The 26,853-nt window shown below is 65.7% G+C and carries 21 protein-coding genes; 9 read left to right on the forward strand and 12 right to left on the reverse strand.

Annotation, left to right across the window (positions count from 1 at the left end):
- Positions 1–28: 28 nt before the first annotated feature.
- The 6 genes from ABD791_RS00185 to ABD791_RS00210 all read left to right on the forward strand — a co-directional run bounded on the left by ABD791_RS00185 (position 29) and on the right by ABD791_RS00210 (position 7,181).
- The gene (locus ABD791_RS00185; protein ID WP_345061111.1) at positions 29–1,387 is read left to right on the forward strand and encodes an extracellular solute-binding protein; all 1,359 of its coding nucleotides are present in this window, start codon (positions 29–31) and stop codon (positions 1,385–1,387) included.
- Positions 1,388–1,561: 174 nt separating this feature from the next.
- A complete protein-coding gene (locus ABD791_RS00190) occupies positions 1,562–2,509 on the forward strand; it encodes a carbohydrate ABC transporter permease (RefSeq protein WP_345061113.1) in 948 nt (315 codons plus the stop codon).
- On the forward strand, positions 2,506–3,459 hold the full coding sequence (locus ABD791_RS00195; protein WP_345061115.1) for a carbohydrate ABC transporter permease: 954 nt from the start codon (positions 2,506–2,508) through the stop codon (positions 3,457–3,459). Before ABD791_RS00190 ends, ABD791_RS00195 begins: the two co-directional genes overlap by 4 nt.
- The gene (locus ABD791_RS00200) at positions 3,456–4,976 is read left to right on the forward strand and encodes a glycoside hydrolase family 3 protein (RefSeq protein ID WP_345061117.1); all 1,521 of its coding nucleotides are present in this window, start codon (positions 3,456–3,458) and stop codon (positions 4,974–4,976) included. Before ABD791_RS00195 ends, ABD791_RS00200 begins: the two co-directional genes overlap by 4 nt.
- Positions 4,977–5,053: 77 nt before the next feature.
- On the forward strand, positions 5,054–5,839 hold the full coding sequence (locus tag ABD791_RS00205) for a glucosamine-6-phosphate deaminase (protein ID WP_345061119.1): 786 nt from the start codon (positions 5,054–5,056) through the stop codon (positions 5,837–5,839).
- Positions 5,840–5,897: 58 nt separating this feature from the next.
- Complete coding sequence (locus ABD791_RS00210; protein ID WP_345061121.1) at positions 5,898–7,181, forward strand: MFS transporter; 1,284 nt, start codon at positions 5,898–5,900, stop codon at positions 7,179–7,181.
- Between the two features lie 185 nt (positions 7,182–7,366).
- Here the strand turns inward: ABD791_RS00210 and ABD791_RS00215 are convergent, their stop codons facing one another.
- The 3 genes from ABD791_RS00215 to purU form a co-directional block, all read right to left on the reverse strand.
- Positions 7,367–10,234 (reverse strand): FAD-binding and (Fe-S)-binding domain-containing protein, encoded by a 2,868-nt coding sequence (locus tag ABD791_RS00215; RefSeq protein ID WP_345061122.1) that lies wholly within the window; start codon positions 10,232–10,234, stop codon positions 7,367–7,369.
- Between the two features lie 390 nt (positions 10,235–10,624).
- Positions 10,625–10,981 carry a YrdB family protein gene (locus ABD791_RS00220; RefSeq protein WP_345061124.1) on the reverse strand — a complete coding sequence of 119 codons (357 nt, stop codon included), beginning with the start codon at positions 10,979–10,981 and terminating at the stop codon, positions 10,625–10,627.
- 162 nt (positions 10,982–11,143) lie between these two features.
- A complete protein-coding gene (gene purU, locus ABD791_RS00225) occupies positions 11,144–12,016 on the reverse strand; it encodes a formyltetrahydrofolate deformylase (RefSeq protein WP_345061125.1) in 873 nt (290 codons plus the stop codon).
- 164 nt (positions 12,017–12,180) lie between these two features.
- On the opposite strand from purU, the gene ABD791_RS00230 reads away from it, so the two are divergent.
- On the forward strand, positions 12,181–13,425 hold the full coding sequence (locus ABD791_RS00230) for an MFS transporter (RefSeq protein WP_345061127.1): 1,245 nt from the start codon (positions 12,181–12,183) through the stop codon (positions 13,423–13,425).
- Between the two features lie 118 nt (positions 13,426–13,543).
- Here ABD791_RS00230 and ABD791_RS00235 read toward each other — a convergent pair whose 3' ends face one another.
- From ABD791_RS00235 to ABD791_RS00275, 9 genes are all read right to left on the reverse strand, one after another.
- Positions 13,544–15,181: an amino acid permease gene (locus tag ABD791_RS00235; protein ID WP_345061128.1), complete on the reverse strand. Its 1,638-nt coding sequence runs from the start codon at positions 15,179–15,181 to the stop codon at positions 13,544–13,546.
- A 221-nt stretch (positions 15,182–15,402) separates the two neighbouring features.
- Positions 15,403–16,560: an N-acetylglucosamine-6-phosphate deacetylase gene (gene nagA / locus ABD791_RS00240; RefSeq protein ID WP_345061130.1), complete on the reverse strand. Its 1,158-nt coding sequence runs from the start codon at positions 16,558–16,560 to the stop codon at positions 15,403–15,405.
- The gene (locus tag ABD791_RS00245; RefSeq protein WP_345061131.1) at positions 16,557–17,345 is read right to left on the reverse strand and encodes a DeoR/GlpR family DNA-binding transcription regulator; all 789 of its coding nucleotides are present in this window, start codon (positions 17,343–17,345) and stop codon (positions 16,557–16,559) included. Before ABD791_RS00245 ends, nagA begins: the two co-directional genes overlap by 4 nt.
- Positions 17,346–17,347: 2 nt before the next feature.
- Positions 17,348–18,235 (reverse strand): class II fructose-bisphosphate aldolase, encoded by an 888-nt coding sequence (locus tag ABD791_RS00250; RefSeq protein ID WP_345061133.1) that lies wholly within the window; start codon positions 18,233–18,235, stop codon positions 17,348–17,350.
- Positions 18,232–19,245 (reverse strand): 1-phosphofructokinase family hexose kinase, encoded by a 1,014-nt coding sequence (locus ABD791_RS00255; protein WP_345061134.1) that lies wholly within the window; start codon positions 19,243–19,245, stop codon positions 18,232–18,234. The genes ABD791_RS00250 and ABD791_RS00255 overlap by 4 nt, the downstream gene beginning before the upstream one ends.
- On the reverse strand, positions 19,242–20,306 hold the full coding sequence (locus ABD791_RS00260; RefSeq protein ID WP_345061136.1) for an ROK family protein: 1,065 nt from the start codon (positions 20,304–20,306) through the stop codon (positions 19,242–19,244). The genes ABD791_RS00255 and ABD791_RS00260 overlap by 4 nt, the downstream gene beginning before the upstream one ends.
- The gene (locus ABD791_RS00265; protein WP_345061138.1) at positions 20,303–21,193 is read right to left on the reverse strand and encodes an SIS domain-containing protein; all 891 of its coding nucleotides are present in this window, start codon (positions 21,191–21,193) and stop codon (positions 20,303–20,305) included. Before ABD791_RS00265 ends, ABD791_RS00260 begins: the two co-directional genes overlap by 4 nt.
- Positions 21,194–21,405: 212 nt before the next feature.
- Complete coding sequence (locus tag ABD791_RS00270; RefSeq protein WP_345061140.1) at positions 21,406–23,385, reverse strand: DUF5107 domain-containing protein; 1,980 nt, start codon at positions 23,383–23,385, stop codon at positions 21,406–21,408.
- Entirely contained in the window at positions 23,382–24,401 is a 1,020-nt protein-coding gene (locus ABD791_RS00275; protein ID WP_345061142.1) for an N-acetylglucosamine kinase, read from the reverse strand. The genes ABD791_RS00270 and ABD791_RS00275 overlap by 4 nt, the downstream gene beginning before the upstream one ends.
- 226 nt (positions 24,402–24,627) lie before the next feature.
- Between ABD791_RS00275 and ABD791_RS00280 the strand changes: the two genes are divergently transcribed.
- Both ABD791_RS00280 and ngcE read left to right on the forward strand, forming a co-directional pair.
- Positions 24,628–25,401 carry a sugar isomerase domain-containing protein gene (locus tag ABD791_RS00280; protein ID WP_345061144.1) on the forward strand — a complete coding sequence of 258 codons (774 nt, stop codon included), beginning with the start codon at positions 24,628–24,630 and terminating at the stop codon, positions 25,399–25,401.
- 28 nt (positions 25,402–25,429) lie between these two features.
- The gene (ngcE, locus tag ABD791_RS00285; RefSeq protein WP_345061146.1) at positions 25,430–26,836 is read left to right on the forward strand and encodes an N-acetylglucosamine/diacetylchitobiose ABC transporter substrate-binding protein; all 1,407 of its coding nucleotides are present in this window, start codon (positions 25,430–25,432) and stop codon (positions 26,834–26,836) included.
- Positions 26,837–26,853 lie beyond the last annotated feature (17 nt).

Here is a 26,853-nt window from a genome sequence, read left to right on the forward strand (position 1 = left end):
CATTGGCAATCCAAGAAAGGAACTTCTCATGAAGAGAAAGCTCGTATCTCTCGCCGCTCTGGCGACAGCATCCGCACTCGTGCTTGCAGGCTGCTCCTCCAACGCCTCTGAATCCGGTGGCGATGGCGCCAGCACCGACGGCGCGGGAAAGACGATCACCCTGTGGCTCGCCGGTGGGGACACCCCCGACGAATTGCGCGACTACTTGAAGACTGAGTTCAACAAGGAGACCGGCGCAACGCTGAGCATTCAGCAGCAGGACTGGGGAGACCTCGTCACCAAGCTGACGACGTCGCTTCCCGACGCCAACAACACCCCCGATGTGACGGAGATGGGCAACACCCAGTCGCCGACCTTCACCAACGTCGGTGCGTTCCTCGACATCTCCGACATGTACGACGAGCTCGGCGGCGACAAGCTGCTGCAGTCATTCGTTGACGCCGGCACGGTGGGCGACAAGAACTACACGCTGCCGTACTACTTCGGCTCGCGTGCCGTGTTCACCCGCTCGGATGTCTGGGAGGCGGCCGGCGTGGCACAGCCCACGACACTCGACGAGTTCAACGCCGGCGTCGCAGCGGTCACCGCGGCCAACCCGCTGAACATCCCGGGCTTCTCCGGCTTCTACCTCGGCGGCCAGGACTGGCGCAACGGCATTTCCTGGATCTTCGCCAACGGTGGAGAGCTCGCCACGGTCAAGGACGGCACCTGGACCTCGACACTCGCGTCGGCCAACACCCAGAAGGGCCTCGCTCAGCTGCAGCAGCTGTACAAGACCGCGTCCAACGCGCCAAACGACGCCAAAGACAGCAACCAGTACATCTACCTGAACGACAGTGATGAGATCAAGGATGCCGATGGCAACGTCACATCGAGCACCTCGCTGTCAGCGGCAACGATCATGGCTCCGACCTGGGCGCACTGGTCGATCGGAACCCTCGGCACCGACGCTGAGGGCAAGGCGACCCGCACCTGGGACGACACCAAGAACGCCATCTTCGCTCTCCCCGGCAACGACGGCAAGCCGGCACCGGTCTTCGCCGGCGGCTCGAACATCGGTATCTCGGCCAAGAGCAAGAACCCTGAACTGGCCAAGACCCTCATGAAGATCATCTTCTCCGAGGACTACCAGAACATGCTCGGCAAGAACGGCCTCGGCCCGGCAAACAGCGACTACACCGCGTCGCTCGGTGACGACCAGTTCGCGAAGGCACTCATTGAGTCCGCCTCGAACTCGAAGCTGACCCCCGCCGCTCCGGGCTGGGCCACCGTTGAGGGTTCGCTCGTCATGGAAGAGTTCTTCAGCAAGATCAAGGACTCGACCGACCTCAAGGCCCTCGCCACGGAGTACGACGAGAAGCTCACTCCGATGCTGAACGGCAAGTAACAAGGTTCGTTCCCTTTCGTTGGTCGAGGAGCGCGCGAGCTTGCGAGCACGTGTCTCGAGACCTCGCGAGCCAATCTCTGAACTGCAGTTGCGTTCGGAGGTCGGCTCGCGAGGTCTCGAGACGGCCGCGGGCGGCCTCCTCGACCAACGGAACAAAGTGAAAGGAGGCTCAGCGTGACAACGCCGAACCTCGTGTTGGAGCAGGTCGGACCGACCCGTACCGACAAGCCACGCAGAAAGCGGCCACTCGCCCCGTATCTGCTCATCCTGCCCGCCATTGGCATCCTGATCCTGGCACTGGGCTACCCGCTCATCTGGCAGTTCGTGACCTCGATGCAAAAGTTTGGGCTTGCCCAGCAATTCGGCCAGCCGCCGGAGTTCGTCTGGTTCGAGAACTACATCACTCTCTTCACCGACCCGTACATGTGGACGGTCGTCGCCCGCTCAATCGCCTTCTGCCTGGTCACCGCTGCGGTCACCATGATCGTCGGCACCCTGATGGCCCTGCTGATGAAGGCTGTGAACACGGGCGTTCGCATCACCATCCAGATTTCGATGCTGTTGGCCTGGGCCATGCCCGTCGTGGCGGCGATGACCGTCTGGAACTGGCTCATCGATTGGCGTCGCGGTGTTCTGAACAACGTGCTGGTGTCGATGGGATTCGACCAATTTCAGAACCACAACTGGCTCGCCGATCCGCTCTCCTTCTTCTTCATCGCGATGATCATCGTGGTCTGGATGAGCGTTCCGTTCGTCGCCTTCTCCATCTACGCCGGGCTCACCCAGGTGTCTGGCGAGGTGCTGGAGGCCGCGCAGATGGACGGCGCCACGCCGACCCAGCGTCTCTGGTACATCATCGTGCCGATCATCAAGCCCGTGCTCGCCATCATCCTGCTGCTGCAGATCATCTGGGACTTGCGCGTGTTCACGCAGATCCGACTGCTGCAGGATGCTGGCTCTATCGCATCAGAGACCAACCTGCTCGGTACCTACATCTACCAGCTCGGCGTCGGATCGAGTGACTTCGCCATGGCCAGCGCCGTGTCGATCTTCGTGCTCGTGCTCACCGTCGCGCTCAGCTGGTTCTACGTGCGCAGCATGCTCAAGGAGGACGAGTCATGACCTCGACCGTGAACCCCACGCCCGCCATTCCCGCCGTTGCCGTGGCCCCGCACCCAACGCCGACCGCTCAAGCGCGTTCGACGGCCCGCACCGGCACCGAACGCAGCGGCAACCGCCGTTTCAAGCCCGGCAGGGTCGCGCTCGGTGTGATCGGCGTCGTCGTCTCGCTGATCTGGGTCTTTCCGGTCTACTGGATGCTCAACTCGTCGCTACTGCCGAACGTCGTGTTGCAGAACACCACGCCGACCTGGCTGCCGTTTGGCGGCTCGTTCGACAACTTCGTCGCGGTGTTCGAGGGCGGAACCTTTCTTCCGGCGCTGGGGATGTCGACGGCGATCGCCTTCATCACCGTGACGTTCTGCCTGCTCCTCGCGTTCTTCGGAGCGCTCGCGATCAGCCGTTTCCGTTTTCGCGGACGCAAGACGTTCGTGTTGGCCGTGCTCCTGATTCAGATGCTGCCGGCCGAAGGCCTCTTCATCGCCCAGTACAAGATGATGGGCAGCCTCAACCTGCTCAACTCCATCGTCGGCGTGAGCATCATCTACATCGCCGCGGTCGTTCCGTTCACGATCTGGATGTTGCGCGGCTTTGTCGCCGGTGTGCCGGCCGACCTCGAAGAGGCGGCCATGATCGACGGGCTGAGCCGCACCCAGGCGTTCATGCGCATCACGTTCCCGCTGCTCGCGCCGGGGCTGATCGCATCCGGTGTGTACGCTTTTCTGCAGGCCTGGAACGAGTTCACTGTGGCTCTCGTGCTGCTGCAAAACAACTCAGATCAGACGCTTCCGCTCTGGCTGCGCGGATTCATTCAGGCCAGTGCCAGTCGGGCGACCGACTGGGGCCAGGTGATGGCCGCATCGACCATGGTCGCCGTTCCGGTGATAATCTTCTTCCTCTTCGTTCAGGGGCGTATGACCAGCGGACTGGTCAGTGGGGCGGTCAAGGGATGAGCCTGACGCAGCATGTACCCATCGACGATTCTCTGCGCAGAATCGTCAGCACCACCCTGATGCCCGGATTTGTCGGCACCACGCTGCCCGACTGGCTGGAACGTCGCCTGCGCAACGGGCTCGGAGCGGTCTGTATCTTCGGGCAGAACATCGTGTCATCCGAGCAGCTGCGCCGGCTGGCGACGGCGATTCTCACGGCGAACCCGCTCGCGGTGATCGCCATCGACGAGGAGGGCGGCGACGTCACCCGGCTCTACCAGGGGTTGGGCTCGCCCTACCCTGGCAACGCCATCCTCGGTCGCCTCGACGATGTGAGCTACACCGAAGAGGTGGGCCGCCTCGTGGGCTGGGAGTTGCGCAAGGCCGGCTGCACTCTGACCTTCGCTCCGGATGTCGACATCAACTCGAACTCAGACAACCCGGTGATCGGGGTGCGCAGTTTCGGTGTCGACCCGATCAAGGTCGGAGCACACTCCGCGGCGTGGGTGCGCGGATTGCAGGCCACCGGTATCGCCGCCAGCCCGAAGCATTTTCCGGGACACGGCGACACCGCTCTCGATTCGCACCTGGCCATGCCGATCGTCGATCTCTCGCTCGAGACCCTGCGCGAACGCGAATTGGTTCCGTTTCGGGCGGCGATCGCCGCCGGCGCCAAGACCATCATGACCTCGCACATTCTGTTGCCACAGGTCGACCCGGCGAACCCCGCCACCCTCTCGAGCGTGATTCTCGATGGGCTGCTGCGCACAGAACTCGGGTTCAAGGGCGTCATCGTCAGCGACGCCATCGACATGACAGGGGCCAGCGGAATTCTCGGGATTCCCGCCGCCGCGGCCGCGGCTTTGGCGGCAGGCTGCGATCTGCTCTGCATCGGCACGGAGAACACCGACGCTCAGCTCGATGAGATCGAGGCTGCGGTGATCGCCGCGGTTGAAGCCGGCACGCTCTCGCGTTCACGCCTGGCCGATGCCGCCGAGCGCGTGATTCGTCTGGCCGAAGAGACCTGCGCCGACTTCGATCGCATTCCGATTACGGACTATGCGCTCGCGATGGAGGAGCCGAGTTTCGATACGAAGCGGATTGCCGCGTCGTTCGGCCTGAACGACCTGGCGAAGAACTGGATTGCCCAGACGCCGGACACCTTCTCGGTCGTGCGCCTCGAGACGGCGATGAACATCGCAGTCGGGCAAGCGCCGTGGGGCCCATTCGCGGAGCTCGACGCCAGTCCGGATTCTGATCTCGCCGAAGCGTGGAGAACCCGCCCCGTCGTTTCACGCACAGCCGACGACCAGCACGAGATCATGCTGGCCGCCCATGCTCCGGTTCTGGTGATCGGAAAAGACAACCACCGGCATCCGTTCGTGCGCGACGTGATCGATGCGTTGCGGGCGGAGGAACGTGAGGTGCTCGTCGTCGACATGGGCTGGCCGTCCGACGATCTGGCCTACGCCGACATCGCGACATTCGGCGCGTCGCGCTTGGCCGGGCGGGCGCTGCTCGAGCTGCTGACTCCCTGACTATCTGATCGAACCTGATCGTTTCAGGTAGAATTCAATCAGAGCGGTGATTGGTACCGCGGGAGTTGGAGTTCGCAGTGGCTGAAGTAGTAATCGTTGAAAACGAGGCCGCCGCCGGCGTTCTCATCGCCCAGTCAATCCGTGGGCTGATCGAGTCTCGGCCGGACGCCGTGCTCGGTTTGGCCACTGGCTCGACTCCGATTCCGGTCTATCAGGCGCTCGCCGCCTCATTTGCGGCGGATCCGCTCGATGTCAGCCGGGTGCGTGGGTTCGCTCTCGACGAGTACGTCGGCCTGCCGTTCGGGCACCCCGAGAGCTACCGCCAGGTCATCACGCGTGAGGTCGTTGAACCGCTCGGCTTGACGGCCGCGAACATCCACGTTCCCGACGGGAGCCTGGCCACCATCGAGCACGCCGGACTCGACTACGAGCAGGCGATTCTCGAAGCCGGCGGCGTCGACGTGCAGATTCTCGGCATCGGCCGCACCGGACACCTCGGCTTCAACGAGCCAGGCTCGTCGTTCGGTTCGCTGACCCGGGTGAAGACGCTGACCGAGAAGACCCGTGTCGACAACGCGCGTTTCTTCGACTCACCCGAGCAGGTTCCGATGCACTGCATCACGCAGGGGCTCGGCACGATTCTGCGCGCCCGCCACCTCGTGCTGCTGGCGTTCGGCGCGGGCAAGGCCGACGCCATCGCTGCAGCAGTCGAGGGGCCGATGACCGCGAGCCAGCCCGGCTCGGCGATTCAACTGCACCCGCACGTGACGGTGGTCGTGGACGCCGCTGCCGCGAGCAAGCTCGTCAATCGCGACTACTACCAGCACGCCTGGGATCACAAGCCCGCGTGGCAGGGCATCTAGCCGGCGCATCCGTCGCGCACGGCGCATCCGTCGTCTCGCCAGCGCCTACCCTGGAGAGATGAAGTCTTTCCGGCCGCTCGGCACTGAACCCCGCCGAGCCGGAGCGAAACCTCGGCTCTCGCGCGACGTCTACGTCTTGGGCGTCATCTCCTTCTTCGTGATGGTCGGGTTCGGCGTCGTGATTCCGGTGCTGCCGGTCTACGTGCGCAGCTTCAACGTCGGAAACCTCGAGGTCGGCGCCGTCGTGTCGGCCTTCGCCCTGATGCGCCTGGTCGCGAGTCCGTTCTGCGGGCGCCTCATCGACTGGATGGGCGAACGCCTGGTCTTGGCCATCGGCATCGGCATCGTCGCCGTGTCGAGCGGACTGGTCGGCATCGCCGCGAACTATCCGCAGCTGTTGATTCTGCGCGGAGTCGGCGGAATCGGCTCGGCCATGTTCACCGTCTCGGCGATGACTCTTCTGCTCGGCTCCACCTCGCCGGCGTTGCGGGCGAGGGCGATCGGTTTCTACCAGGGCGGCTTTTTGCTCGGCGGCATGGCCGGCCCCGCCATCGGCGGCTTGCTCGCCACCATCTCGCTGACCGCGCCGTTCTTCTTCTACGCGGCGACCCTCGCCATTGCCGGTGTCGTCGGCCTCATTCTCTTGCAACCGCGAACCGAACAGGATGCCGCGGGTGCGGCCGCCGAGGCCGCAGCAGCGATCCCGTTCCGGAGGGTGCTCACCGACAAACGCTATCGAGCCGCCTGTCTGGCCAACTTCGCGCAGGGCTGGACCTCGTTCGGGGTGCGCAGCGCCCTCATTCCGGTGCTGATCGTCGAGGTGCTGAATGGCCCGAGCGCGTGGACCGGCATCGCCTTCGCCGTTGCTGCCGTCGCCCAGACGCTTGCGTTGGCACCGGCCGCCAAGTTCATCGACACGGTCGGTCGCAAGCCCGCCATCATCGGCTCATTCGCGGCCGCGGCGGTCATCATCACTGCGGTGCCGTTCGCGCCGAACATCTGGGTGCTGACCGCGCTCCTGTGCCTCTACGGCGTCGCCGCGGCATTCATGGGAACCGCGCCGGCCGCAGCAGTGGGCGACGCGGCCGGATCGCGCGGCGGACGTCCCGTCGCCGTGTTCTCGATGTTCGGCGATGTCGGCGCCATCATCGGCCCGCTGGCCGCCGGGCTGCTCGCCGACACTCTCTCGTACCCCGCCGCGTTCGGAGTGGGGGCGGTGCTGTTCCTCGTCGCATCCGCCTACGCCGTGCGGATGCCGGGCGGGGTGCCCGCGGGCGACACCGCGTCGATTCTCACCGTACAGACGCCGCCAACGCGCCCGTCCTCCGCAACAGCCGACTGACTATTCCTGGGTTGCGGCCCCACAAGCAGGCTGCATAAACGAATTGTCCGAAATATCCGGTGGCTAACTCCGGTAATCCTCGGATTAGCCAGTTTCCTGGGGCGGAATGACGCGGGCCGAGGGAACCGACGGCGCGGATCCCCGGAGTTAGCCACCAACACGAGGGCTGGCCCGGCGAGAAACAATCAGCGAGACGGGAGCGGCCGGGTCGCCTCCTCCACGAGCTCCAGAAGATGCCGGTATTCCTGCCCGGTCGCCCGGCTCATGCCGAGCTCGCAGGTGCGGTTCGCCGACGCATACGAGGCATAGCTGCGCTCGGTGACCTCTGCGGCCTCCCTCGCCGACGCCGACGCGGTGAGCTCCGGATGCAGCAGCCCGCGGTCGCCGGCGAAGGCACAGCAACTCCAGTCCACCGGAACGTGCACATCGGGACTGATCCGTTCGGCCAGCGCGGTCATCATGTCGTTGATGCCGAGCTGCGTCGACGAACAACTGTGGTGCAGCGCAATCGACGCAACCGGCGTCGTGACCGGCAGCCGCTCGATCACATTCACGTGAATGAACTCGACAGCATCGACGAAGCGCAGCGCCGCATAGTCGCCCCCGGCGGCGATCGCGTTCTTCTGCATCGTCTCCAAGCCCTCTGTGCAGGATGCCGCGTCGCAGACGATCGGCAACTCGCCACCGCGACTCGCGGCCAGCAGCGCCGGCAGCACGATGTCGGTCATCCGCTCGTAGCCGCGCGTGTTTCCCTTCGACTTCCATGGCGTGCCGCAGCAGAGCGAATCGAGGCCCTCGGGAATCGTCACGCTCACGCCGGCCCGCGTGCAGAGCTCGAGGAAGGCATCCGTCACCCCGATCCCGTTGGCGGCCGGGCCGAACATCGTGCCGATGCAGGCGGCGAAGTAGACGGCGGTCGGCGCGGCCACCGCGTCGCCGGCCGATAAGCCGCGTCGCCGTGACCCGCCACGCGGCAGACCCTCGTCGTAGAGCGGCACGGTGTCGGCGCCGAGCAACGCCCGACCGACCCGGGTCGCCGCGGTGACGAGCGGAGCCGGCACCCGGTCGGCCACACTCAAGGCAAGCCCGCCGAGCGCGGTGACCGTGCCCCAATTCTTCGCGGCCCCGAGCCAGGCCGTTTGTTCGAGCGCGCTCGTGTTCTCGGCCCGCAACCGGCGCACGAGATCACCCGTGTTGATGTTCACCGGGCAGGCGACCTGGCACATCCCGTCGACCGCACAGGTCTCGACGCCGTCGTAGGTGTAGTCGCGGCGCAGCTCCTCGAGCAGGCGGGTGTCGCCGGCGGCCTCCGCCGTCTTCATCTCCCGGCGAATCACAATGCGCTGCCGGGGCGTCATGGTCAGGTCCTTCGACGGGCAGGCCGGCTCGCAATAGCCACACTCGACGCAGCGGTCCACCTCCGCCTCGACCGTCGGGGCGAGCTTGAGGTTCGCCAGGTACGACTGGGGGTCGTCGGAAAGGATCACTCCGGGGTTCAACAGCCCGGTCGGATCGAAGAGCGACTTGAGTTCCTGCATCACCGCATACAATTCGTCGCCGTATTGGCGCCGCACGAACGGGGCCATGATGCGCCCGGTGCCGTGCTCGGCCTTGAGCGACCCGCCGTTGCCGAGAACGAGATCCACCATCTCCTCTGTAAACCGCTCGTAGCGCGTGAGCGAGGCGGGGTCGTCGAAATGCTCGTTGAGCATGAAGTGGATGTTGCCATCCTTGGCATGCCCGAAGATCACGCTTTCTTCGTAGTCGTAGGCGTCGAAGAGCCCGATCAAGCTCTCGCAGGTGCCGAGCAGCGCCGGAACCGGCACCACGATGTCTTCGAGCAGAGCCGTCGTTCCCGATGGGCGTGCGCCGGCCACTGTCGTGTAGAGGCCCTTGCGAATGTGCCAGAGATTAGCCCGTTCGCGTGCGTTCCCCGTCAGCGAGAGGGGCGCGATGAGATCGAGCGCCGTGAGAGCGGATGACCCGGCGGCCTGCTGCGCAGCCAGCTGGTCAGGGCTCTCGGCCAAGTATTCGAGCAGCAATGCCGCGTGGCCGTCGACGCTCAGCGCCTGGAGCTCTGGCGTGCTGTCCGGCTGGGTCTGAGCCACCCGCAGCGAGGTCGCATCCATCAGCTCGATCGTGCCGAGCCCGGCGGCGACCAGCGACGGAAGCGCCGACGTCGCAGCGCTGAGAGTGGGAAAGAGGGCGAGGCCGGTCAGCGCCTGGGGGAGCGCCGGAACCGTGCGAAAGGTGACCTCGGCGACGAAGCCCAGGGTTCCCTCGCTGCCGATCATCAGATGGGTGAGAATGTCGACCGGACGTTCGTGGTCGAGAAACGAGTTGACCCCGTAACCCATCGTGTTCTTCATCGAGAACTGCGCTTCGATCAGCGCGACGGATGCGGGGTTGCCGCGCACCCGGTCTCGCAACCGGGCCAAGCCGCGGTAGAGGGCGGGTTCGAGCTGGCGCAGACGCTCGTCCGCGTCGGCCGCGCCGGTGTCGACGATCGTGCCGCTCGGCAGCACGACCACCATCGATTCGACGGTCTGATAGCTGTTCTGCGCGGTGCCGCAGGCCATGCCGCTCGAGTTGTTGGCGACCACGCCCCCGATCGTGCAGGCGATCTCGCTCGCCGGGTCAGGGCCGAGCTTGCGGCCGAAACGCGTGAGGCGGGCGTTCACCTGCCGCACCGTCACGCCGGGCTGCACGCGTACCCTGGCACCGGCATCCAGCACCTCGATCGACCGAAAATTGGCCCGGGTGTCGACCAGGATGCCGTCGGTGACGCCCTGCCCGCTCAGGCTGGTTCCGCCAGAGCGAAAGGTCAGGGGGATGCCACGGCGCTGGCTCTCCCGATAGAGCTCTGCCACCTCTGCGGCGCTGGACGGCGTTGCGACGCTGGTGGGAACGAGTAGATAGTGCGAGGCGTCGTGAGCGTACTTCAGCCGATCAATCGAGCGGGTGCTCGAGGCGATGGGGATGCTCACGGAAAGCGGGATTGCGGGTGCCGTCGGGGCGCTGGGTGCCGACGCGGGGGCCGAAGAGGCGCTCATTCGTGATCCTTTCAGGCTGCGACGGTGCGTGTGCTCATCGGGTGCGGAACGCCGTCATCGACTCGGGGGAGCCTGGGAACAACACTACGAGAAAATAAAGTACAAACTATACGTAAGTTCTGAATATTTATTTCAAAGTCGGATTTGCCGAAATTGAGGGGCCCGCGCTGGTAGCCATCAACCGACCTGGTCGAGGTTCTTCCTGGCGCAGCTGACGGTCTGCGGGTGCGGTGCGGGTCTGCGCACCTGGTGCCCTCGAACGGCGCAGCTCGCCGCAGGGGTAGCGCGAGGGCAGGCTTGCGCGACAAGTCGACGAAAGGCGTCGAGAGACGACTGCAAAAGTCGACGAAAGAGGTCGCCGAAAAAAGTCGACGTGAGTGAAAGCTGAGCCTAGCTGAGCTCTTTGCGCCCCGAGATGAGCCCGCTGACCGTGGCGAGCACGGCGAAGACTCCGGCGACGATCGGCTGACCAAGGTCCCACCAGGCGAGCGCGGCGGCGCCCATCACCGCGATCTCGACGAGGGCCTTGCCGAACGGGTCGAGACGGAACACGGCCTTGGGCGAGCGGAACAGCGCCCAGACCAGGATCGCGAACGCGGGTGCGGCGATACCGACCAGCACGCCGGGCCAAGGAAGCGGCCAGGCAGTGAAACCCCAGATGCCAAGACTGACGAAAGCGAAAAGTTCGAGCACGAACCGCAGAACGTCGTTGGGGCCGAGCTTGATCTCAGGGTGTGTCTCTGTCACCTGGCTATTCTACCGAAGCGGCGCGGCTGCAATGCCCGAGCGGCCGGCGCTCCACGGATGTCGTCACGCGGGTCGGGTGCCGCCACGCGCGTTGGCGCCGGCCAGCGCAGCGGCATCCGACCCGCGCAGCGCGAGAAAGACCCGAGCTGCCAGGTGCAACGCCTACTTGAAGATGATCGTGCGCGCGCCATCCTGCAGCACACGGTTCTCAGCAAACCACTTCACGGCCTGGCTGAGCGTGCGGCTCTCTTCGTCTTGACCGATGGCCACGAGCTCGCCTGGCGTGCGCGAGTGATCGACCCGCACCACGTTCTGCTCGATGATCGGGCCCTCGTCGAGGTCGCTCGTCACGAAATGCGCCGTCGCCCCGATCAGCTTCACGCCGCGCGCGTGAGCCTGACGGTACGGGTTGGCGCCCTTGAAGCCGGGCAGGAACGAGTGGTGGATGTTGATGGCGCGGCCCTCGAGGCGCGCGCAGAGTTCGGGGGAGAGAATCTGCATGTAGCGAGCGAGCACGACGAGCTCGATGTCGTGCTCCTCGATCGCCTCGATCACGCGCGCTTCGAACGCGGCCTTGCTGGCGGCATCCGTGATGGGCATCGACTCGAACGGAACACTGTAGAAGCCGACCAGGTCGCGCAGCGTGCCGTGGTTGCTGAGCACGAGCGGGATCTCGACGGCGAGCTGCCCTGCACGCTGACGAAAGAGCAGATCGTTGACACAGTGGCCGGCGGTCGACGCGAGAACGAGGGTGCGCAGCGGGCGGCCGACCACGTCGATGATGGCGTGCATGTCGTAGCGCGCGATGACGGGGTCGAGCGCGGCGTGCAGCTCGAGGCGATCGGCGGGGGATTCCACCTGCAGGCGAATGAAGAACCGACCGGTGTCGGCACTGGAGAACTGCTGGCTCTCTGTGATGTTGCCGCGCGCAGAAACGATGGCGCCGCTGACCGCGTGCACGATTCCGGGCTGATCGGCGCAGACCAGGGTGATGACCCAGTGGTGGTGAGGGGTTGCCGGCGTCAAACTGTTCATCCGCCTAGGTTACCGGCCATCCACAGGCACCATGCTGCGCGCGTCGGTTAGACTGTCATTTGGTCACGCCGTTTTCGCGCGGCCCCGGGCGCGCACGTCGCGCGCAGTCGATCCGGCCCCACGTGGGCATTCACCGGATCCGCCGTCCGTGAGTTAGCTCTTTCATGTCAAGAACCACCGTTCCGCAGGCGTCTGTCGCCTCCCCCTCCTTTCCCTGGGTCGGCCTGATCACTCTCGCCGCCGCCATCTTTCTGTCGATCACATCGGAGATGCTGCCGACCGGGCTGCTGCCCGAGATGAGCGAATCGCTCGGTGTGAGCGAATCGAGCGTCGGCCTGCTGGTGACCTGGTTCGCCTTCACCGTCGTCGCCACCAGCACCACGATGGCGCACCTGACCCGGCGGATGCCGCGTCACGGTCTCGTCGTCGCCGTGCTCATCGTCTTCGCCATCAGCAACGTGATGACCGCGTTCGCCCCGACATACGGCCTCGTTGTCGTGTCCCGGGTTCTCGGCGGGCTCGCGCACGGCCTGTTCTGGTCGGTCGTCGGCGCCTACGCCGCGCATCTGGTTCCGAAGGAACAGATCGGCCGAGCCGTGTCGATCACCGTCGCCGGCGGAACTCTTGCTTTCGTCTTCGGTGTACCCCTCGCCACGGCGGCCGGGCACCTGATCGGCTGGCGGATGTCGTTCGCCCTCCTCGCCGTGCTCATGCTGATCGGTGCGGCGGTGGTGTGGAAGTTCCTCCCGAAGGTCACCCACCACGCGATTCGCGACACAGATACCAATGTCACGGCGACCCAAACACCGCGCGCGCTGAGAACGAAGAAGGCGAAGGATCCCACGGTTTCCGCCGTCATCCTGATCTGCTGCATCACCATGGTGATCATGGTCGGCCACTACACCTTCTACACCTACATCGCCCCCTATCTGATCGACGTGCTCGGCGTCGGCACCGACGGGCTGGCCCCGTTGCTCTTCGCCTTCGGCATCGCCGGCGCCGTCGGTCTCGTGCTCTCCGGCACGGTCTTCGGCCCGCGCCCCCAGCTCGGCATCATGCTGGCAGTGATCGTCTCGGCGCTCGGTGTGAGCGCGCTCGCCGTGTTCTCCGCGAACCTGCCCGTCGCGATTGCCGCATTCGTGCTCTGGGGCATCGCGTTCGGCACCTTCCCGCCGCTTCTGCAGACGAGGATGCTGCACACCGCGTCGCTGCGCTTCAGGGACACCGCGAGCGCCATCTACACGACGGCGTTCAACGCCGGTATCGGCGGCGGGGCGCTCGTCGGCGCCATTGTGCTCAACGTGGCCGGCCTCGAGGTGCTGCCGTTCGTGTACATCGGACTGCTGGGGGTGGCCTTCGTGATGCTTGTCGTCAGCGACATCGTGATTCGCCGGCGGGCGCTGGCCTAGCTCGCCCGCACGTCGCGACCGGCGGCATCCGCTCGCGAGCTGTGGCAGATGACCATTTTGCCTGCGTGAAATCGGTAATCTGCCACAGTTCGGCGACGCGAGTCAGGCGAGGGAAACCCTAACCGGGTTGGTCGTCACCCGCCTGGTCGGCGAGCGGACGGCTGGCCACGACCGGCACGTGCCCGGTGAATCCCTCCCGTTCGAGCGCGATGGCGAAGATCCGATTGCGGCAGAGGAACCAACCTGCGACGAGTGCGGGAATGATGATGATGAGCGAGCTGATCGTGAGCGTTCCGACCGGCCAATCGAGCGCCATCAGAACCAGCACACCGACCAGAAACACCAGCGTGAGGTAGCCCGTATACGGTGCTCCCATCATCCGGAAGGCCGGTCTCGCCAGGAGCCCTTTCTTCGACCACGCCAACAACCGCAGCTGGCAGAGCACGATCATTCCCCACGAACTGACGATGCCGATCGCCGCCGCGTTCAGCACGATCTCGAACGCCTCGTCGGGAACGATCGCGTTCAAGCCGACGCCGAGCAGCGTGACGACGCCGGTGAGCAGGATGCCGCCGAACGGCACCCCGTGCCGGCTGAGTCGGCTGGCGAAGCGCGGAGCCGAACCGGCCAATGACATCGAGCGCAGGATGCGTCCGGTCGAGTAGAGCCCGGCGTTCAGCGACGAGAGCGCCGCGGTGAGCACCACCAGGTTCATGATCACGTCGACACCCTCCACCCCGATGCTGCCGAAGAACGTGACGAACGGACTCTCGCCCGCCTTGTAGTCGGAATAGGGCAGCAACAGCGACAGCAGCAGGATCGACCCGACGTAGAAGACCGCGATCCGGATGATGACGGTATTGATCGCCTTCGGCATCACCTTTTCGGGGTTCTGCGTCTCGCCGGCCGTCGTGCCGACGAGTTCGATCGCCGCATAGGCGAACACGACGCCCTGCACCACCAGAACTGTCGCAATCAGCCCATTCGGAAACCAGCCGCCGTTGTCGGCGATGAGCGAGAAACCCACCTGCTGGCCTTCGACAGGGGTGCCGAAGATGACCATCCAGGTGCCGACCAGAAGAAAGGCGATGATCGCGACGACTTTGATCAGCGCGAACCAGAACTCAAGCTCACCGAACACCTTCACCGACAGCAGGTTGAGCCCCAAGACGACGCCGAGCGCGATCAACGCATACGCCCACTGCGGAACCGCCCCGAGTGGTGCCCAGTATTTGCTGAAGAATCCCATATAGAGCGCGACGGCGGTGACATCGACGATGGCGGTCATGGCCCAGTTGAGCCAGTAGAGCCAACCCGTCACGAACGCCGTCTTCTCGCCGAAGAACTCGCGGGCGTAGGAGATGAAGGAGCCAGACGACGGGCGGTGCAGTACCAGCTCGCCGAGCGCGCGCAGAATCAAGAAGGCGAAGAGCCCGCAGATCGCGTAGACGAAAACGAGCGAGGGTCCGGCGGTGGCCAGGCGTCCGCCCGAGCCGAGAAACAGCCCGGTTCCGATCGCGCCACCGATCGCGATCATCTGCACCTGGCGAGATTTCAGGCCCTTGTGCAGGCCCTCATCCTCGTGCACCGTCACCGCGTCGACGATGTGTTCGACGGGAGTCTCGAGGTGATCGGGCAGGTGCTCCACATGCGGATGCAGGTGCGGATGCGGAGGCAGAGGCGGGTGCTCGACCCTTCCCGTTTGAGGGGGTGGCACGGGGGTGTCGTGCGGTTCGCCGGGTCTGCTGCTCGTCATTGTGCACGCTCCGAATCAATCGGTTGTGCGGCCCAACTTTACTCCGGCACATCCCGAGCTGTACCTCGAATGTGGGTCACGATTTTCAGTCCGATGATCCGGATGCCGTCGCCGAACTGTGGCAGATGACCATTTCTGGGCGGTAAAACGGTAATCTGCCGCAGTTCGGCGAAAGAGACGAGCGTGCGATGAGCGCGACGCGAGACGCGAGACGCGCGCGACTAGTACAAGCGCCGCCCGGCCGCGAACACCGCGTCCACCTCGAACGTGTCGCTCAGCAGCACCGCGTCGGCCGCGAAGCCCACCGCGAGGGCGCCGAGATCGTCGGAACGGCCGATCGCTCTGGCCGGCGTCGCGGTGAGAGCCGTCACTGCCTCTTCGACCGACACTCCGACCTCGGTGACGGCACGGCGCAGGGCCACATCCAGGGTGAGAGTCGAACCGGCGATCGAGCCGCCCTCGGTCAGCCGGGCGACGCCATCCGTCACGGTGACGGGCAGGGTGCCGAGAATGTAGGCGCCGTCGGCGGCGCCAGTGGCCGCCATCGCGTCGGTGATCAGTGCGATCCGGCCGGGCGCCCCGGCGAACGCGAGCCGAACCACTTCTGGATGCACGTGCACGCCGTCGTTGATGACCTCGAGAATGACGTGGGCGGAGTGGGTGGCCGCGGAGACCGGTCCCGGTGCACGGTGGTGGATGCCGCGCATGCCGTTGAAGGCATGCGTCAGAATCGAGGCCCCGGCGTCGAAGGCCGCCAGCGCGGTCTCGTAGTCGGCGGCGCTGTGTCCGACGGCAACGGCGACACCCGCATCGGTGAACTGCCGGATGGCGTCGAGAGCTCCGGCAAGTTCGGGAGCGAGGGTCACCTGAGAAATCGTGCCGCGGCCGGCGGCGAGCAACCGGCTGATCGAGTCGGCGTCGGCGGCACGCAGCAGCTCGGGATCGTGCGCGCCACGGAACTCGTTGTCGAGGAAGGGGCCTTCGAGGTGCGCACCGAGAATGAGCGGGTTCTGCTCAGCCGCATCGGCGATCGCAGCGACGCGGCTTTCGAGGTCGGCCTGGCTCGCAGTGACCAGCGACAGCACGGCCCGGGTGGTGCCATGGCGGTGGTGCACGGCCAGAGCGGTGTTGATTGCTGAGGCGCCGAGTTCGAACGCCGCCCCGCCGGCACCATGGCAGTGGATGTCGATGAAGCCGGGAGTGAGCCGGCGGCCGGCGGCATCCGTCACCGTGGTCTGCTCAGAGCGCAAATCGTGCCAGCCGGTGCCGGTGCCCACGCCGGTGATGGTGTCGCCGCTGAAGGCGACCCAGGAGTCGGCGACGGTCTGCCCGCCGGAGACCAGGCGTGCGGAATGAAGGATCAGGTCGGCGTTGGTCATGAAGCGACGATAACCGAAATGCCGTTGTCGTTGAACGCGGTGACCTGCTCGGCGGTGATTCCCGCGTCGGTGATTAGCGTGCTGAACAGTTTGGAGCCGCCGATCGTCGCGAAGGCGATGACGCCGATCTTGCTCGAATCCGCCACCACCACCGCGCGGGAAGCGCGGCTGGCCATCAGCGAGTTCACTGCCGCTTCTTGCTCGTCGTGCACTGTGGCGCCCATCACCGGATCGATGCCGTTCACGCCGATGAAGGCGAGATCGAGGGTGATCTTGCTCAGCACCACATCGCTGTACGGGCCGACCAGCTCGTAGGATCGCGGGTGCACGACGCCGCCGGTGACCACGGTTTTGATCTGGGGGCGCATGGCTAGCTGAGCCGCAATGTTGATGGCGTTGGTCACCACGGTGAGGCTCGACTGCGGGGAGGCCTCCATGATGTCGGCGCGCGCGCAGAGCACCGCGGCGATCGACGTGCTTGTCGTGCCGCCGCAGAGCCCGATGACCGCCCCACGCTGAACGAGAGCGCTCGCCGCGTGAGCGATCTGCAGCTTCTCGGGAGCGTGCTGCTCCTTCTTGTACCGGATCGGAAGGTCGTAGGCGACGGTCTGCCCCGTCGCGCCGCCGCGCGTGCGGGTGAGCAGCTGCTGTTCGGCGAGGGTGTCGAGGTCGCGGCGCGCCGTGGCTGCCGACACGTGCAGCTTGGTGATGATGTCCTCGACATCGAGATGACCTGTTTCGGCGAGCAGGTCAAGCACAGCGGTGAGTCGCTCCGCGCGGTTCATGGTTACCCCTTTATGTCCACTGCCAGTGTGGCATCCGCACCGGCGGCGATCGGAATGCCACTCGCGAACAGGCTCAGCAGTCTCGCCGCTTCCCCGGTCACCGCGTCGCGCCCGGCCGCCAGATACTTACGCGAATCGACGACGGCTTCGTGCTCGGCCAGGTAGCGGCGAATCGCGGCGGTGAAGAAGCCGTTGAGGTGCGTCGAGACGTTGATCTTGGTCATTCCGGCCTGAATCGCGTCGACGAGCTGGGCGTCGGCGACGCCCGATGAACCGTGAAGCACCAGGGGCACGGCGAGGGCGGCGCGCAGCTGAGCGATCAGCGTGAGGTCGAGGGCGGCATCGCGCTGGGTCATCGCGTGGGAGGAGCCGACGGCGACGGCGAGGGCGTCGACGCCCGTCGCGCTCACAAAGGAGACCGCCTCGGCCGGGTCGGTGCGCACGCCGGGAGCATGGGCGCCGTCTTTTCCGCCGATCTTGCCGAGCTCGGCTTCGACGAACACTCCGGCGGCGTGCGCGTAGGCCGTCACCCGGGCGGTGGCCGCCACATTTTCGGCGTAGGGCAGGTGCGCGCCGTCGTACATGACAGAGCCGAAGCCGAGATCGACGGCCTGGAGTGCCAGGTTTTCGTCTTCGGCATGGTCGAGGTGCACAGCGACGGGCACGGATGCCGCAGTGGCGATCGCGAGGCTGGCCAGCGCGATTGGGGAGAGCGCTCCGTGATACGTGGCGCAGTTCTGGGAGATTTGCAGAATCACGGGCAGGCCGGCCCGCTCGGCGCCGGCGACCAGCGCCTCGGCCGTCTCGAGGTGGATCACGTTGAACGCGCCGATGCCGGTTCCGGCGGCGGAGGCGGCCTGCATGAGCGTGCGAGTGGGAGTGAGGGTCATCGGGTCTCTCGATCGGTGGTGTCGAAGCTCAGCGGGTCAGGGCTCACGGTGTCGAAGTTCGATGGGCCGAAGCGTGTCGGGTCGAAGCTCGGCGGGTCGAAGATCAGCTCCGCGGCGAGGGCGGTGTGATCGGGCGAAATCTCGCCGGCGAGCGGCATCAGCACCGCGGCTGCCGACCACGCGGTGGCGGCGCCGAGCACCTGGTCGATGCGGTACCGGCCCGTTGCATAGGCGACAGCGGCGGCCGCGACAGCGGCATCGCCGGCGCCGGTGGGGTTGCCGCGCAGAACCCGCGGAAGCCGGGCAAAGAAGGGGGCTTCTGGGTCGCTCGCCGAGAGGGCGACCATTCCCTCTTCGCCGAGTGAGAGCAACACCAATTCGGCGCCGAGGGCGAGCAGGTGCCGGGCGCCGACGAGCGGGTCGCCGATTCCCGTCGCTTCGGCCAGTTCATGCCGGTTCGGCTTCAGCACCGTGGCTCCCGCTGCTGCCGCGGCCAGAAGCCCGGCGCCCGAGGTATCGATGATGCTCGGCACACCGTTTGCCGTGGCGAGGGCGACGAGTCGCGGATAGAAACCGAGCGGTGCACCGGCCGGGAGGCTGCCCGAGCCGACGAGGCAGCGCGCCGTCGGTAGAGCGGATGCGACGGCATCCGTCAGCAGTTGCCACTCGGTCGACGTGTGGTTCTCACCGCTCTCGGTGAAAATCGTGGTCTGGTTGCTGTCGTGCTCGACGAAGGCGATCGTGCGCCGGGTGCTGGCCTGCACCGGAACGAGCCGGTGGGTCACGCCGCTGGCGGCGAGTTCGTCGGCGAATTCCTGACCTGACGCGCCGCCGGCCGGGGCGATAGCGAGCACCGGGTAGCCCTGTTGATGGGCGACCCTGGCCACATTGACGCCCTTGCCGCCGGCCCGCACCGAGGCCGCGGCGACCCGGTTGGTGTCGCCGAGGCGTACGGCATCTACCGGGTAGGTGAGGTCGAGGGCCGGGTTCGGGGTGACGGTGACGATCATGCGAGTGCTGCCGAAGAGCCGAGTGCCGAAGAGACGAGTGCTGGAGAGTCGAGCGCCGGTGCGGCGGCGCGAGCCAGGTCGCGTGCCCGCAATGCGGCGCCGAGCAGGCCGGCGTTCTCACCGATCAGGGCCGGAACGATGGCCGGGCGACGGTGGAAGCTGAGCAGTGCGTCAACGCGTTCGCGCAGCGGCACGAAGAGCGTATCGCCGGCCTGGGCGAGCCCGCCGCCGATGACCACTGCTTCGGGGGCGAGTACGGCGGCGAGCTGGGCGATGCTGAGGGCGAGCGCGTCGAGGGCCTCGCTCCAGATCTGCTCGGCCGCAACGTCGCCGTCGGCGGCGCGGGCCAGCACGTCGCGCGCTCCGGTGGGGCGCACCCCGGTGCGTTCCTCGTAGCGGCGCGCGATGGCGCCGGCTGAGGCAATCGTCTCAAGGCAGCCGCGTGAGCCGCAGGCGCAGACCGGCCCATTCGGATCGACGATGGCATGCCCGATTTCGCCCGCGTAGCCGCCGCCGGTGTGTGCGTGGCCGTCGACGAAGAGGGATGCCGCGATGCCGGTGCCGATGACCATCACGACGAGGTCGCGATAGGGGCGCCCGGCACCGAGACGAAACTCGGCCTCGCCCGCTGCCCGCACGTCGTGCGTGAACGTTGTCGGCAGCTGAACGAGTTGCTCGGTCAGCTGCTTGAACGGCACATTCGACCAGTGCAGATTCGTCGACAGAATGCCGATTCCCGCATCGTCGTCAACGAGACCAGGGGCGAGCAGCCCAACGGCGCGCGGGCTGACGCCCGGAAAATCAACGGCGAACTGCTGGGTGAGCTCGTGCACGCGCGTGATCACCGAGGTCGCGGTGTTCGCACCGTCCAGGGGAGTCGGGGTGCGGCTGAGCCCGAGCATCTGCCCTGACTCGTCGAACAGCGCAGCCTTGGTGTCTGTACCGCCGACATCGATGGCGATGACGGCGTCACCGTCGCCGAGGGGGAGCGCTTCTGAGTTCACGGCGTTCGGTGTCACGGCACTGGTCAATGAGAAAGGCGTCGCTGATCTACTGGTCACGAGCCCAGAATGACAGAACGGGTGAGGTTGCGCGGTTCGTCGGGGTTCAGGCCCTTCGCCCGTGCGCGCAGCAGCGACAGCTTCTGGGCACGAACCAGGTCGGCCAGCGGGTCGAGTTCGCTCGAGACGAAGCGTGCGCCCGTCGCCGCGACATCCTGGGCGATGCCCTCGGGGGGCGTGCCGAACATCCAGGTGACCCGACCGGGTGCGGCGATGCTGATCGGTCCGTGACGGTACTCCATTGCCGGGTAGGACTCGGTCCAGGACTGCGACGCCTCCCGCATCTTGAGTCCGGCTTCGTGGGCGAGGCCGACGGTCCAGCCGCGGCCCAAGAAGGTGACCTGCTCGGCTGCGACGAGGTCATCGTCGAGCTCATCGGCGACGGCGATCTCGGCGTCGGCAATCGCCTGCGTCAGGTCTTCGCCGAGCGAGGCGCGCAAGAAGGCGAGCGCCGTCGTGGCGAAGCGAGTCTGCACGACCGACTGCTCATCGGCGAACGGCAGGGCGATGAGGTCGTCGACCTCGTCGACGAAGGGGGAGGCGGTGTCGCCGACAATGCCGATGATGCGGGTGCGACCACGGTGGGCGCCGACAAGCTCGCGCACCTCGCTCGTCGTGCCGGAGCGGGTGAGGGCGATGATCGCGTCATAGTCGCGGTCGACGAAGGCTTCGGATGCGGCGAACGCGTCGGTGATGCCGTGGCCGCCGGTCTCGCGCAGCGCCGCGTAGGACTGAGCCATGAACCACGACGTGCCGCAGCCGACAATGGCAACCTTCGCGCCCGAGGCGGGAAGCACCGCGTGCTCGGCGTGCATTCCGGCGGCGCGAGCCCAGGTTTCGGGCTGTGACGCCAGCTCAATGGCCATGTGTTCGGGTGCGGTGATCATGGCGGGGGAGCTCCTTGTGTCGTGTGAACGCGGTGAGGCGTGACGTGCCGGGGTGGCGAACAAAAGCCACCAAAGTGATTGAAATTGATTGTAACAGTAGAACTTCAATCATTTCATGGTTGTTTGGTGATCGTAAAGGATCATCGCAATGTGACGCCAGGCTCTTGACTCCGCCGTCGAGAGGTGTCACATCATGTGAATAGTTTTCATCATCACACTGAGCTCATGGCGAACTGGTAGTGCGGTGGAACCGGCTGATCGGGGCAGACGTCCTGCCAGAGCGCCGTGATCGAGTTCTCTCCTTCGCGTAGATCGGCGACCTCCACGCCCTCGTGCAGAAGTGCGGCGGCCTCGTCACGGTGCCCGCTTTGTGCCAACGCCAACGCCGTGAGGAAACGCACACGCCCGCTCTGCGGTAGTCCTTGCTCTGCGTGTGCGATCAGCCGAAGCGCGACCTCCGGCATACCGACGCGGATGGTTGCGGTCACCGCCTCGAGCAGGAGCGACGCGTTACCCGGCTCCAGTGCACACGCCAGCCCGTAATGGGCGATTCCCTCGGCAGTCCTCGGCGTTGCCCCGTGGTCTGCGGACAGGGCGAGCAGGGCCAGGCCGCGATGCGCCTGCGCTGCCCACTCTTGCGACGGCTGCTGAAGCACTGGCGCCAGGCGCAGGGCTTCCCGGTACAGTGCGCCCGCGGCAAGCGGCTCGCCTCTGGCGTGAGTCATCACGGCGCGATGCAGGATCGCGTGCGGGCTGGGTGACTCCGCCTCAAGCAGCGATTCCCAGTCCCGACCGGCAACAAAAGAAGTCGCGCCGCCGAATCCAGCACCGTTCAGAAGGTCTCGCCAGGGTTTCTGCTCGGCTGTGATCGATTCGGCCGGAAAAGGAGTCCCGGTCTCCTCAACCCACGGTAGGCCGTTCCTCCGACGCCGTACCGATTCCAACGCACCCCAGCCGGTGCCGACGACAACAGGGAGTTCGGGAGGTAGATCCGCCCGCGACCGCGCCGACGAGAGTGCGGCCTCCAGCGACGATGAGCCGACGAGGTCATCGACGCGCGACTGGCAATGCCCGACGGCCGCACCCCAATCTGCGCCGTGCGCGAGGCCGGGATTGACCTGTGCGTTGCCGTACGCTTCCAGCCAAAACCATTCAGCGCCGGCCGGCATAGCCAGATGCTGGAACTGGGTCTGGGCCAGACCGGACTGGATCTCCGCGTATGGGCCGCCTTCGGGACTGAGCCACTCCTGCCAACGCTGTCCTCCGCTTCCCTGGCCCCAGACGAACAGCTTTCGCCCCCGCAGCCGGTCGGTTGACAGCATGGCCAGGCCATCGCCGTCTCGATCGGCGTTGAGAATCCACCGGCGCTGCCGGGCGGGAAGATCGAAGAAAAAGTCCCGCGCGCGCGGATTGTTGGTCGGCCAGGTGCAGTCGACGCCGCCGTCGATGGTCGGGTCAACCCGCACGAGGCCGTCGGAATAGTCGCTCGCAAACGCGGATTCTGCGGGCGCGATGACCCGGCTCCCGGCATTTTCCGGCACGGCCGCGTTCGTCCACCAGTACAGCGGAACCTCACGAATGTTCGGATTCCTGATCCGGATCGCCGCGAACAACACCGCCGAATCCGGCGGCAGCCACACGTCGATCTGAAAGACGACCTCGCGCAGCCGCTCGAACTCCCACATCCGCAACACGTCGTGTCCGTCGGCGGTGCGCACAATGGCCGTGTGCAGCGGGCTGCAGGTCGTCGGCGAATGTCCCCTGGTTCCGATGTTCCATTCGATTCCGCCGGCGAACCAGGCGTTCCGCAACGCCAAATTGGCGAACTGGATGGCCGGCTGAGTGTGGAGAAGCTGCTTCTCGGCGGTCTTGTCGTAGAGCTCCCACAGCCGTCCACCGAGTTCCGGAAGGAATACCGCGCGAAGCCGCCCGTTTTCCAGCACGACGGTGCGGAGTTCGCGGTGCGTCCTCGTGCGGTCGTACGCGTCCTGGGACCGGTACGGAAAGAGGTTGGCAGGATTGCCGTAGGTGGAGCCGTCGATGATCTCCCGTGGCACCGCGCCCGCTATCCGATAGGGCGTCTCCGGCGGTGCGCCCACCAGGGGGAGGGGGTTCTCCGGACCGAGTTCCGCGATTGAAAAACGTCGTCGCACCAACTGCACGGTTGACGCTCTGTTCGCTGGCCCGGTCATCCGTTGCCTGAATTCTTGCGCCGTGCAGCATCCCGGAGCGCCGTGACGTCGCCGGTAATTCGACGAAAGATGTTTTCGTCGACACGGATGCCGGCGCGCCGCAGCCCCAGCACGGCTGCGCCGACGAGGCCGTCCGTGACGGTGATCGGCGGGGAGTTGTCCAGTCCGGCTCGGAGCGATGCGCCCAGCGGTATCGTGGCTGCGAGCAGGCCTCTGCCGAGCACGCTTCCGCCGAGCACCACCGGCCCGTCGACACCCCGGTCCCAGATCGAGGCAAGCGTGTCGGCCAGCGCGGATGTGGCGTCGGCGAGGATCGCGCATGCGACCTCGTCATCGTGCGCCTGGAAGGCAAGCGGAGCGAAGCGGGAGAGTTCGACCGGACGCAGCGCATAGAGTGCGTCGACGAGCCGCAGGAGGATCAGGGGGCGCTCGCCGCGTCGTTCCGTCGTCGCGGTGAGGTGCAGCTCCGCGAGAAGCAATTCGGTGAGCGCGGTCTGCGGCGCGCGTCGGTCCAGGAACCCGACGACCGCACTCACCACGCGATGGCCGATCCAGTACCCAGAGCCGGCATCCCCGAGGAGCCATCCCAGGCCGTCGGAGACAGCCGCGAGCCGGCCGTCCTCGATCCGACCGGCGACGGCTCCCGTTCCGGCGATCAGGACATAGCCGTTCGGCAAGAGGGTTCCTGAGTAGAACGTGGCCAGGACATCGGACACGAGCGCCACCGGTCCGCGCAGTCCGAGTGGGGCAAGCAGTGCGGTGATCTGCTCCACAGGGGCGTGGATGCCTGCGCCGGCCATCGCGATCACCGCCGACGTGAAATCGCCCGCGCCAGGCGTCGCAGTGGCGCGTGCGCGTTCCGTCGCGGAGACCAGTGAGGCGACAGCCGCATCGGATCCTCCCGAAATCGGATTTCCGCTGCTGGCCAATCCGAGGCCTCGACAGTGCCCGGACGGCTCAACAATGGCCGCACGCGTCGTGGTGCCACCCGCGTCAACTGCCAGGATTCTGCACATCGTTACCATTTCGTATGTACGGCAATGTGCACACACTGTAACGTAAGCATCGATTTCACATCCACTCCAATGAAGGAGAAACGGATTCCCGTGATTACCACTGCGGTGCGAACGTCCCACAGGGATCCCACTATCGGTGTGATCAATCGGATCGAGGTCTGGCTTCCGCAAATGTCCGGTGCCTCCGCAGCGAGACAACCGGCCGTCGGACGAGGCTAGGGACGCGATGCCGAACACCCCATCCGCGTCGGACCTGGCGCTGCAATACACGAAAGAGGTCACCTCACGCATTGATGCGCTGGCATCCGGGGCGCGCTCGGGAGCCTTCGATACCGCGGTCGACTTGATGGTGACGGCAATAGAACGCGGCGGCGTGATCCAGGCGTTCGGCACCGGCCACTCCGAAGCATTCGCAATGGAAATTGCCGGGCGGGCGGGCGGGTTGATCCCGACGAACAAGATCGCTTTGCGTGACGTCGTGTTGCGCGGAAGCCTCGGCGTTGATTCCCTGGGCAGCTCCGCGCTCGAACGAAACGCTGCCGTTGTCGAGGAGCTCTTTGACATTTCACCGGTTGGACCCGACGATGTTTTCATCATCGCTTCGAATTCCGGGGTTAACGGTTCGGTTGTCGGGCTGGCCCTACTGGCACAGGAGCGAGGGCACCACGTGATCGCCGTGACGAGCCTTCAGCACACAAACCTGGTTGAACCCAAACATCCCAGTGGCAAGCGCCTGAGCGAGGTGGCTGATGTCGTGCTCGACAACACGGCCCCCTTCGGCGACGTCACTGTCGAACTTCCGGGCGGCGTCCGCGTCGGCGCGGTTTCGTCGATCACCTCTGCGTTCATCGCGCAGCTTCTGACGATCGAAACCGCGCGGCGCATCGTGGAGTCCGGAAGAACGCCGCCGCTCTACCTCTCAGCGAACATCCCAGGCGGCGATGAACACAACCGCTCACTCGAGGATCTGTACCGGAACAAAATCAGGCGCGACGCCTGATCACAACCAAACACGGAGGTCTGTAGAAATGGAAATTCAGAACAAGCCGCTGATACGGCGTGATTTTCTCCGAGGCGCACTCGTCGCTACGGTCCTGATTCCGCTCGGCGGCGCACTCACTTCGTGCGTGGGAGGCGGAACCACCACCACCGGACCCACGGGAACGGTTTCGGCCACGAATCCGTTCGGCATGGTGGACAAGTCAACCGTGGACGCTGTCATCTTCAAGGGCGGCTACGGCATCGACTACGCGACTTTCGCGGGCAAGCAGGTTGAGAAAGTGCAGGCGGGATCGACTGTCAAGGTCACGCCCCAGACCAACATCGCGCAGACCCTGCAGCCACGATTCGTTTCGGGCAACCCGCCGGATGTCATCGACAACAGCGGGGCGAACCTGATCGGCATCAACACCATCAGAGACCAGCTCGAAGACCTCACCTCGGTCGTCGAGGCCAAAAACTATGAGGGCAAGGTCATCAAGGACACTCTGTACCCCGGTGTCATTGAGCCGGGCACGTTCGACGGCAAGTTCGTGCAGCTGAACTACGTGCTGACGGTCTACGCGATGTGGTATTCGGCGGCCTTGTTCGAGACGAACGGCTGGACCGTGCCGAAGACCTGGGACGAGATGATGGATCTCGGCGGCAAGGCGAAAGCGGCCGGCAAGTACTTGCTCGGTTGGGGCAAAGAAGCCGCGACCTACTACCAGACTATGGCCATCGGATCGGCGATCAAGGAGGGCGGCGACGACGTGCGTCTCGCCCTGGACAACCTCAAACCAGGCTGCTGGTCTTTGGGGCCGGTGCAGGACGTGTTCACCGGACTGAAGAAGATCATCGACGCCGGCTATATGAAGCCCGGTGGCGCTGGAACGCAGTTCACCGCAGCGCAGGCGCAGTGGAGCAACTCGGAAGACTTCATTCTCTACCCGTCGGGGGGCTGGATCGAGAACGAGATGAAGACCCAGACCAAGGACGGCTTCAAGATGACCGGTGCGCCGGAACCCACGGTGACCAGCAACTCGAAGCTACCCTGGGAGGCGCTGCACAGCACGGCAGGCGAGGGGTACATTGTGCCGTCGAAGGGGAAAAACGTCCCCGGCGGCAAGGAGTTCCTGCGCGCCATGCTCTCCCAGGACGCAGCAGTCAACTTCGCCAAGACCACGTTCTCCTCGACCATCGTCAAAGACACGATTCCGGCCGACGGTTTTGGATCGACGGCCCTGGTTTCACAGGTCAAGATGCTCGAAGCGGCCGGGTCGAACGTCTTCTCCTGGAACTTCGTGGACCTCTACGGCATGAACACCGACCAGCTGGTGGTGTGGAACACGTTCCTTCAGGGGGGCTCGGATGTCGCCGCACTGACAGCCGGGCTGCAGGCCATCACGGACAAGGTGGCCAACGACCCATCAGTGAAGAAGGTCACCGTCACATGACAGCGGTGATTGCGCCG

Origin of the sequence: Glaciibacter kafniensis (assembly GCF_039538945.1) — a bacterium.
GTDB classification, from domain to species: domain Bacteria; phylum Actinomycetota; class Actinomycetes; order Actinomycetales; family Microbacteriaceae; genus Cryobacterium; species Cryobacterium kafniensis.

Bases quoted from the DNA above. Each gene is read 5' to 3' on its own strand.
- ABD791_RS00275 (WP_345061142.1), bottom strand. From the start codon at position 24,401: ATGTGCAGAATCCTGGCAGTTGACGCGGGTGGCACCACGACGCGTGCG.
- ABD791_RS00195 (WP_345061115.1), top strand. From the start codon at position 2,506: ATGACCTCGACCGTGAACCCCACGCCCGCCATTCCCGCCGTTGCCGTG.
- ngcE (WP_345061146.1), top strand. From the start codon at position 25,430: ATGGAAATTCAGAACAAGCCGCTGATACGGCGTGATTTTCTCCGAGGC.
- ABD791_RS00230 (WP_345061127.1), top strand. From the start codon at position 12,181: ATGTCAAGAACCACCGTTCCGCAGGCGTCTGTCGCCTCCCCCTCCTTT.
- ABD791_RS00215 (WP_345061122.1), bottom strand. From the start codon at position 10,234: ATGAGCGCCTCTTCGGCCCCCGCGTCGGCACCCAGCGCCCCGACGGCA.
- purU (WP_345061125.1), bottom strand. From the start codon at position 12,016: ATGAACAGTTTGACGCCGGCAACCCCTCACCACCACTGGGTCATCACC.
- ABD791_RS00250 (WP_345061133.1), bottom strand. From the start codon at position 18,235: ATGACCCTCACTCCCACTCGCACGCTCATGCAGGCCGCCTCCGCCGCC.
- nagA (WP_345061130.1), bottom strand. From the start codon at position 16,560: ATGACCAACGCCGACCTGATCCTTCATTCCGCACGCCTGGTCTCCGGC.
- ABD791_RS00245 (WP_345061131.1), bottom strand. From the start codon at position 17,345: ATGAACCGCGCGGAGCGACTCACCGCTGTGCTTGACCTGCTCGCCGAA.
- ABD791_RS00280 (WP_345061144.1), top strand. From the start codon at position 24,628: ATGCCGAACACCCCATCCGCGTCGGACCTGGCGCTGCAATACACGAAA.
- ABD791_RS00185 (WP_345061111.1), top strand. From the start codon at position 29: ATGAAGAGAAAGCTCGTATCTCTCGCCGCTCTGGCGACAGCATCCGCA.
- ABD791_RS00255 (WP_345061134.1), bottom strand. From the start codon at position 19,245: ATGATCGTCACCGTCACCCCGAACCCGGCCCTCGACCTCACCTACCCG.
- ABD791_RS00270 (WP_345061140.1), bottom strand. From the start codon at position 23,385: ATGACCGGGCCAGCGAACAGAGCGTCAACCGTGCAGTTGGTGCGACGA.
- ABD791_RS00210 (WP_345061121.1), top strand. From the start codon at position 5,898: ATGAAGTCTTTCCGGCCGCTCGGCACTGAACCCCGCCGAGCCGGAGCG.
- ABD791_RS00265 (WP_345061138.1), bottom strand. From the start codon at position 21,193: ATGATCACCGCACCCGAACACATGGCCATTGAGCTGGCGTCACAGCCC.
- ABD791_RS00235 (WP_345061128.1), bottom strand. From the start codon at position 15,181: ATGACGAGCAGCAGACCCGGCGAACCGCACGACACCCCCGTGCCACCC.
- ABD791_RS00200 (WP_345061117.1), top strand. From the start codon at position 3,456: ATGAGCCTGACGCAGCATGTACCCATCGACGATTCTCTGCGCAGAATC.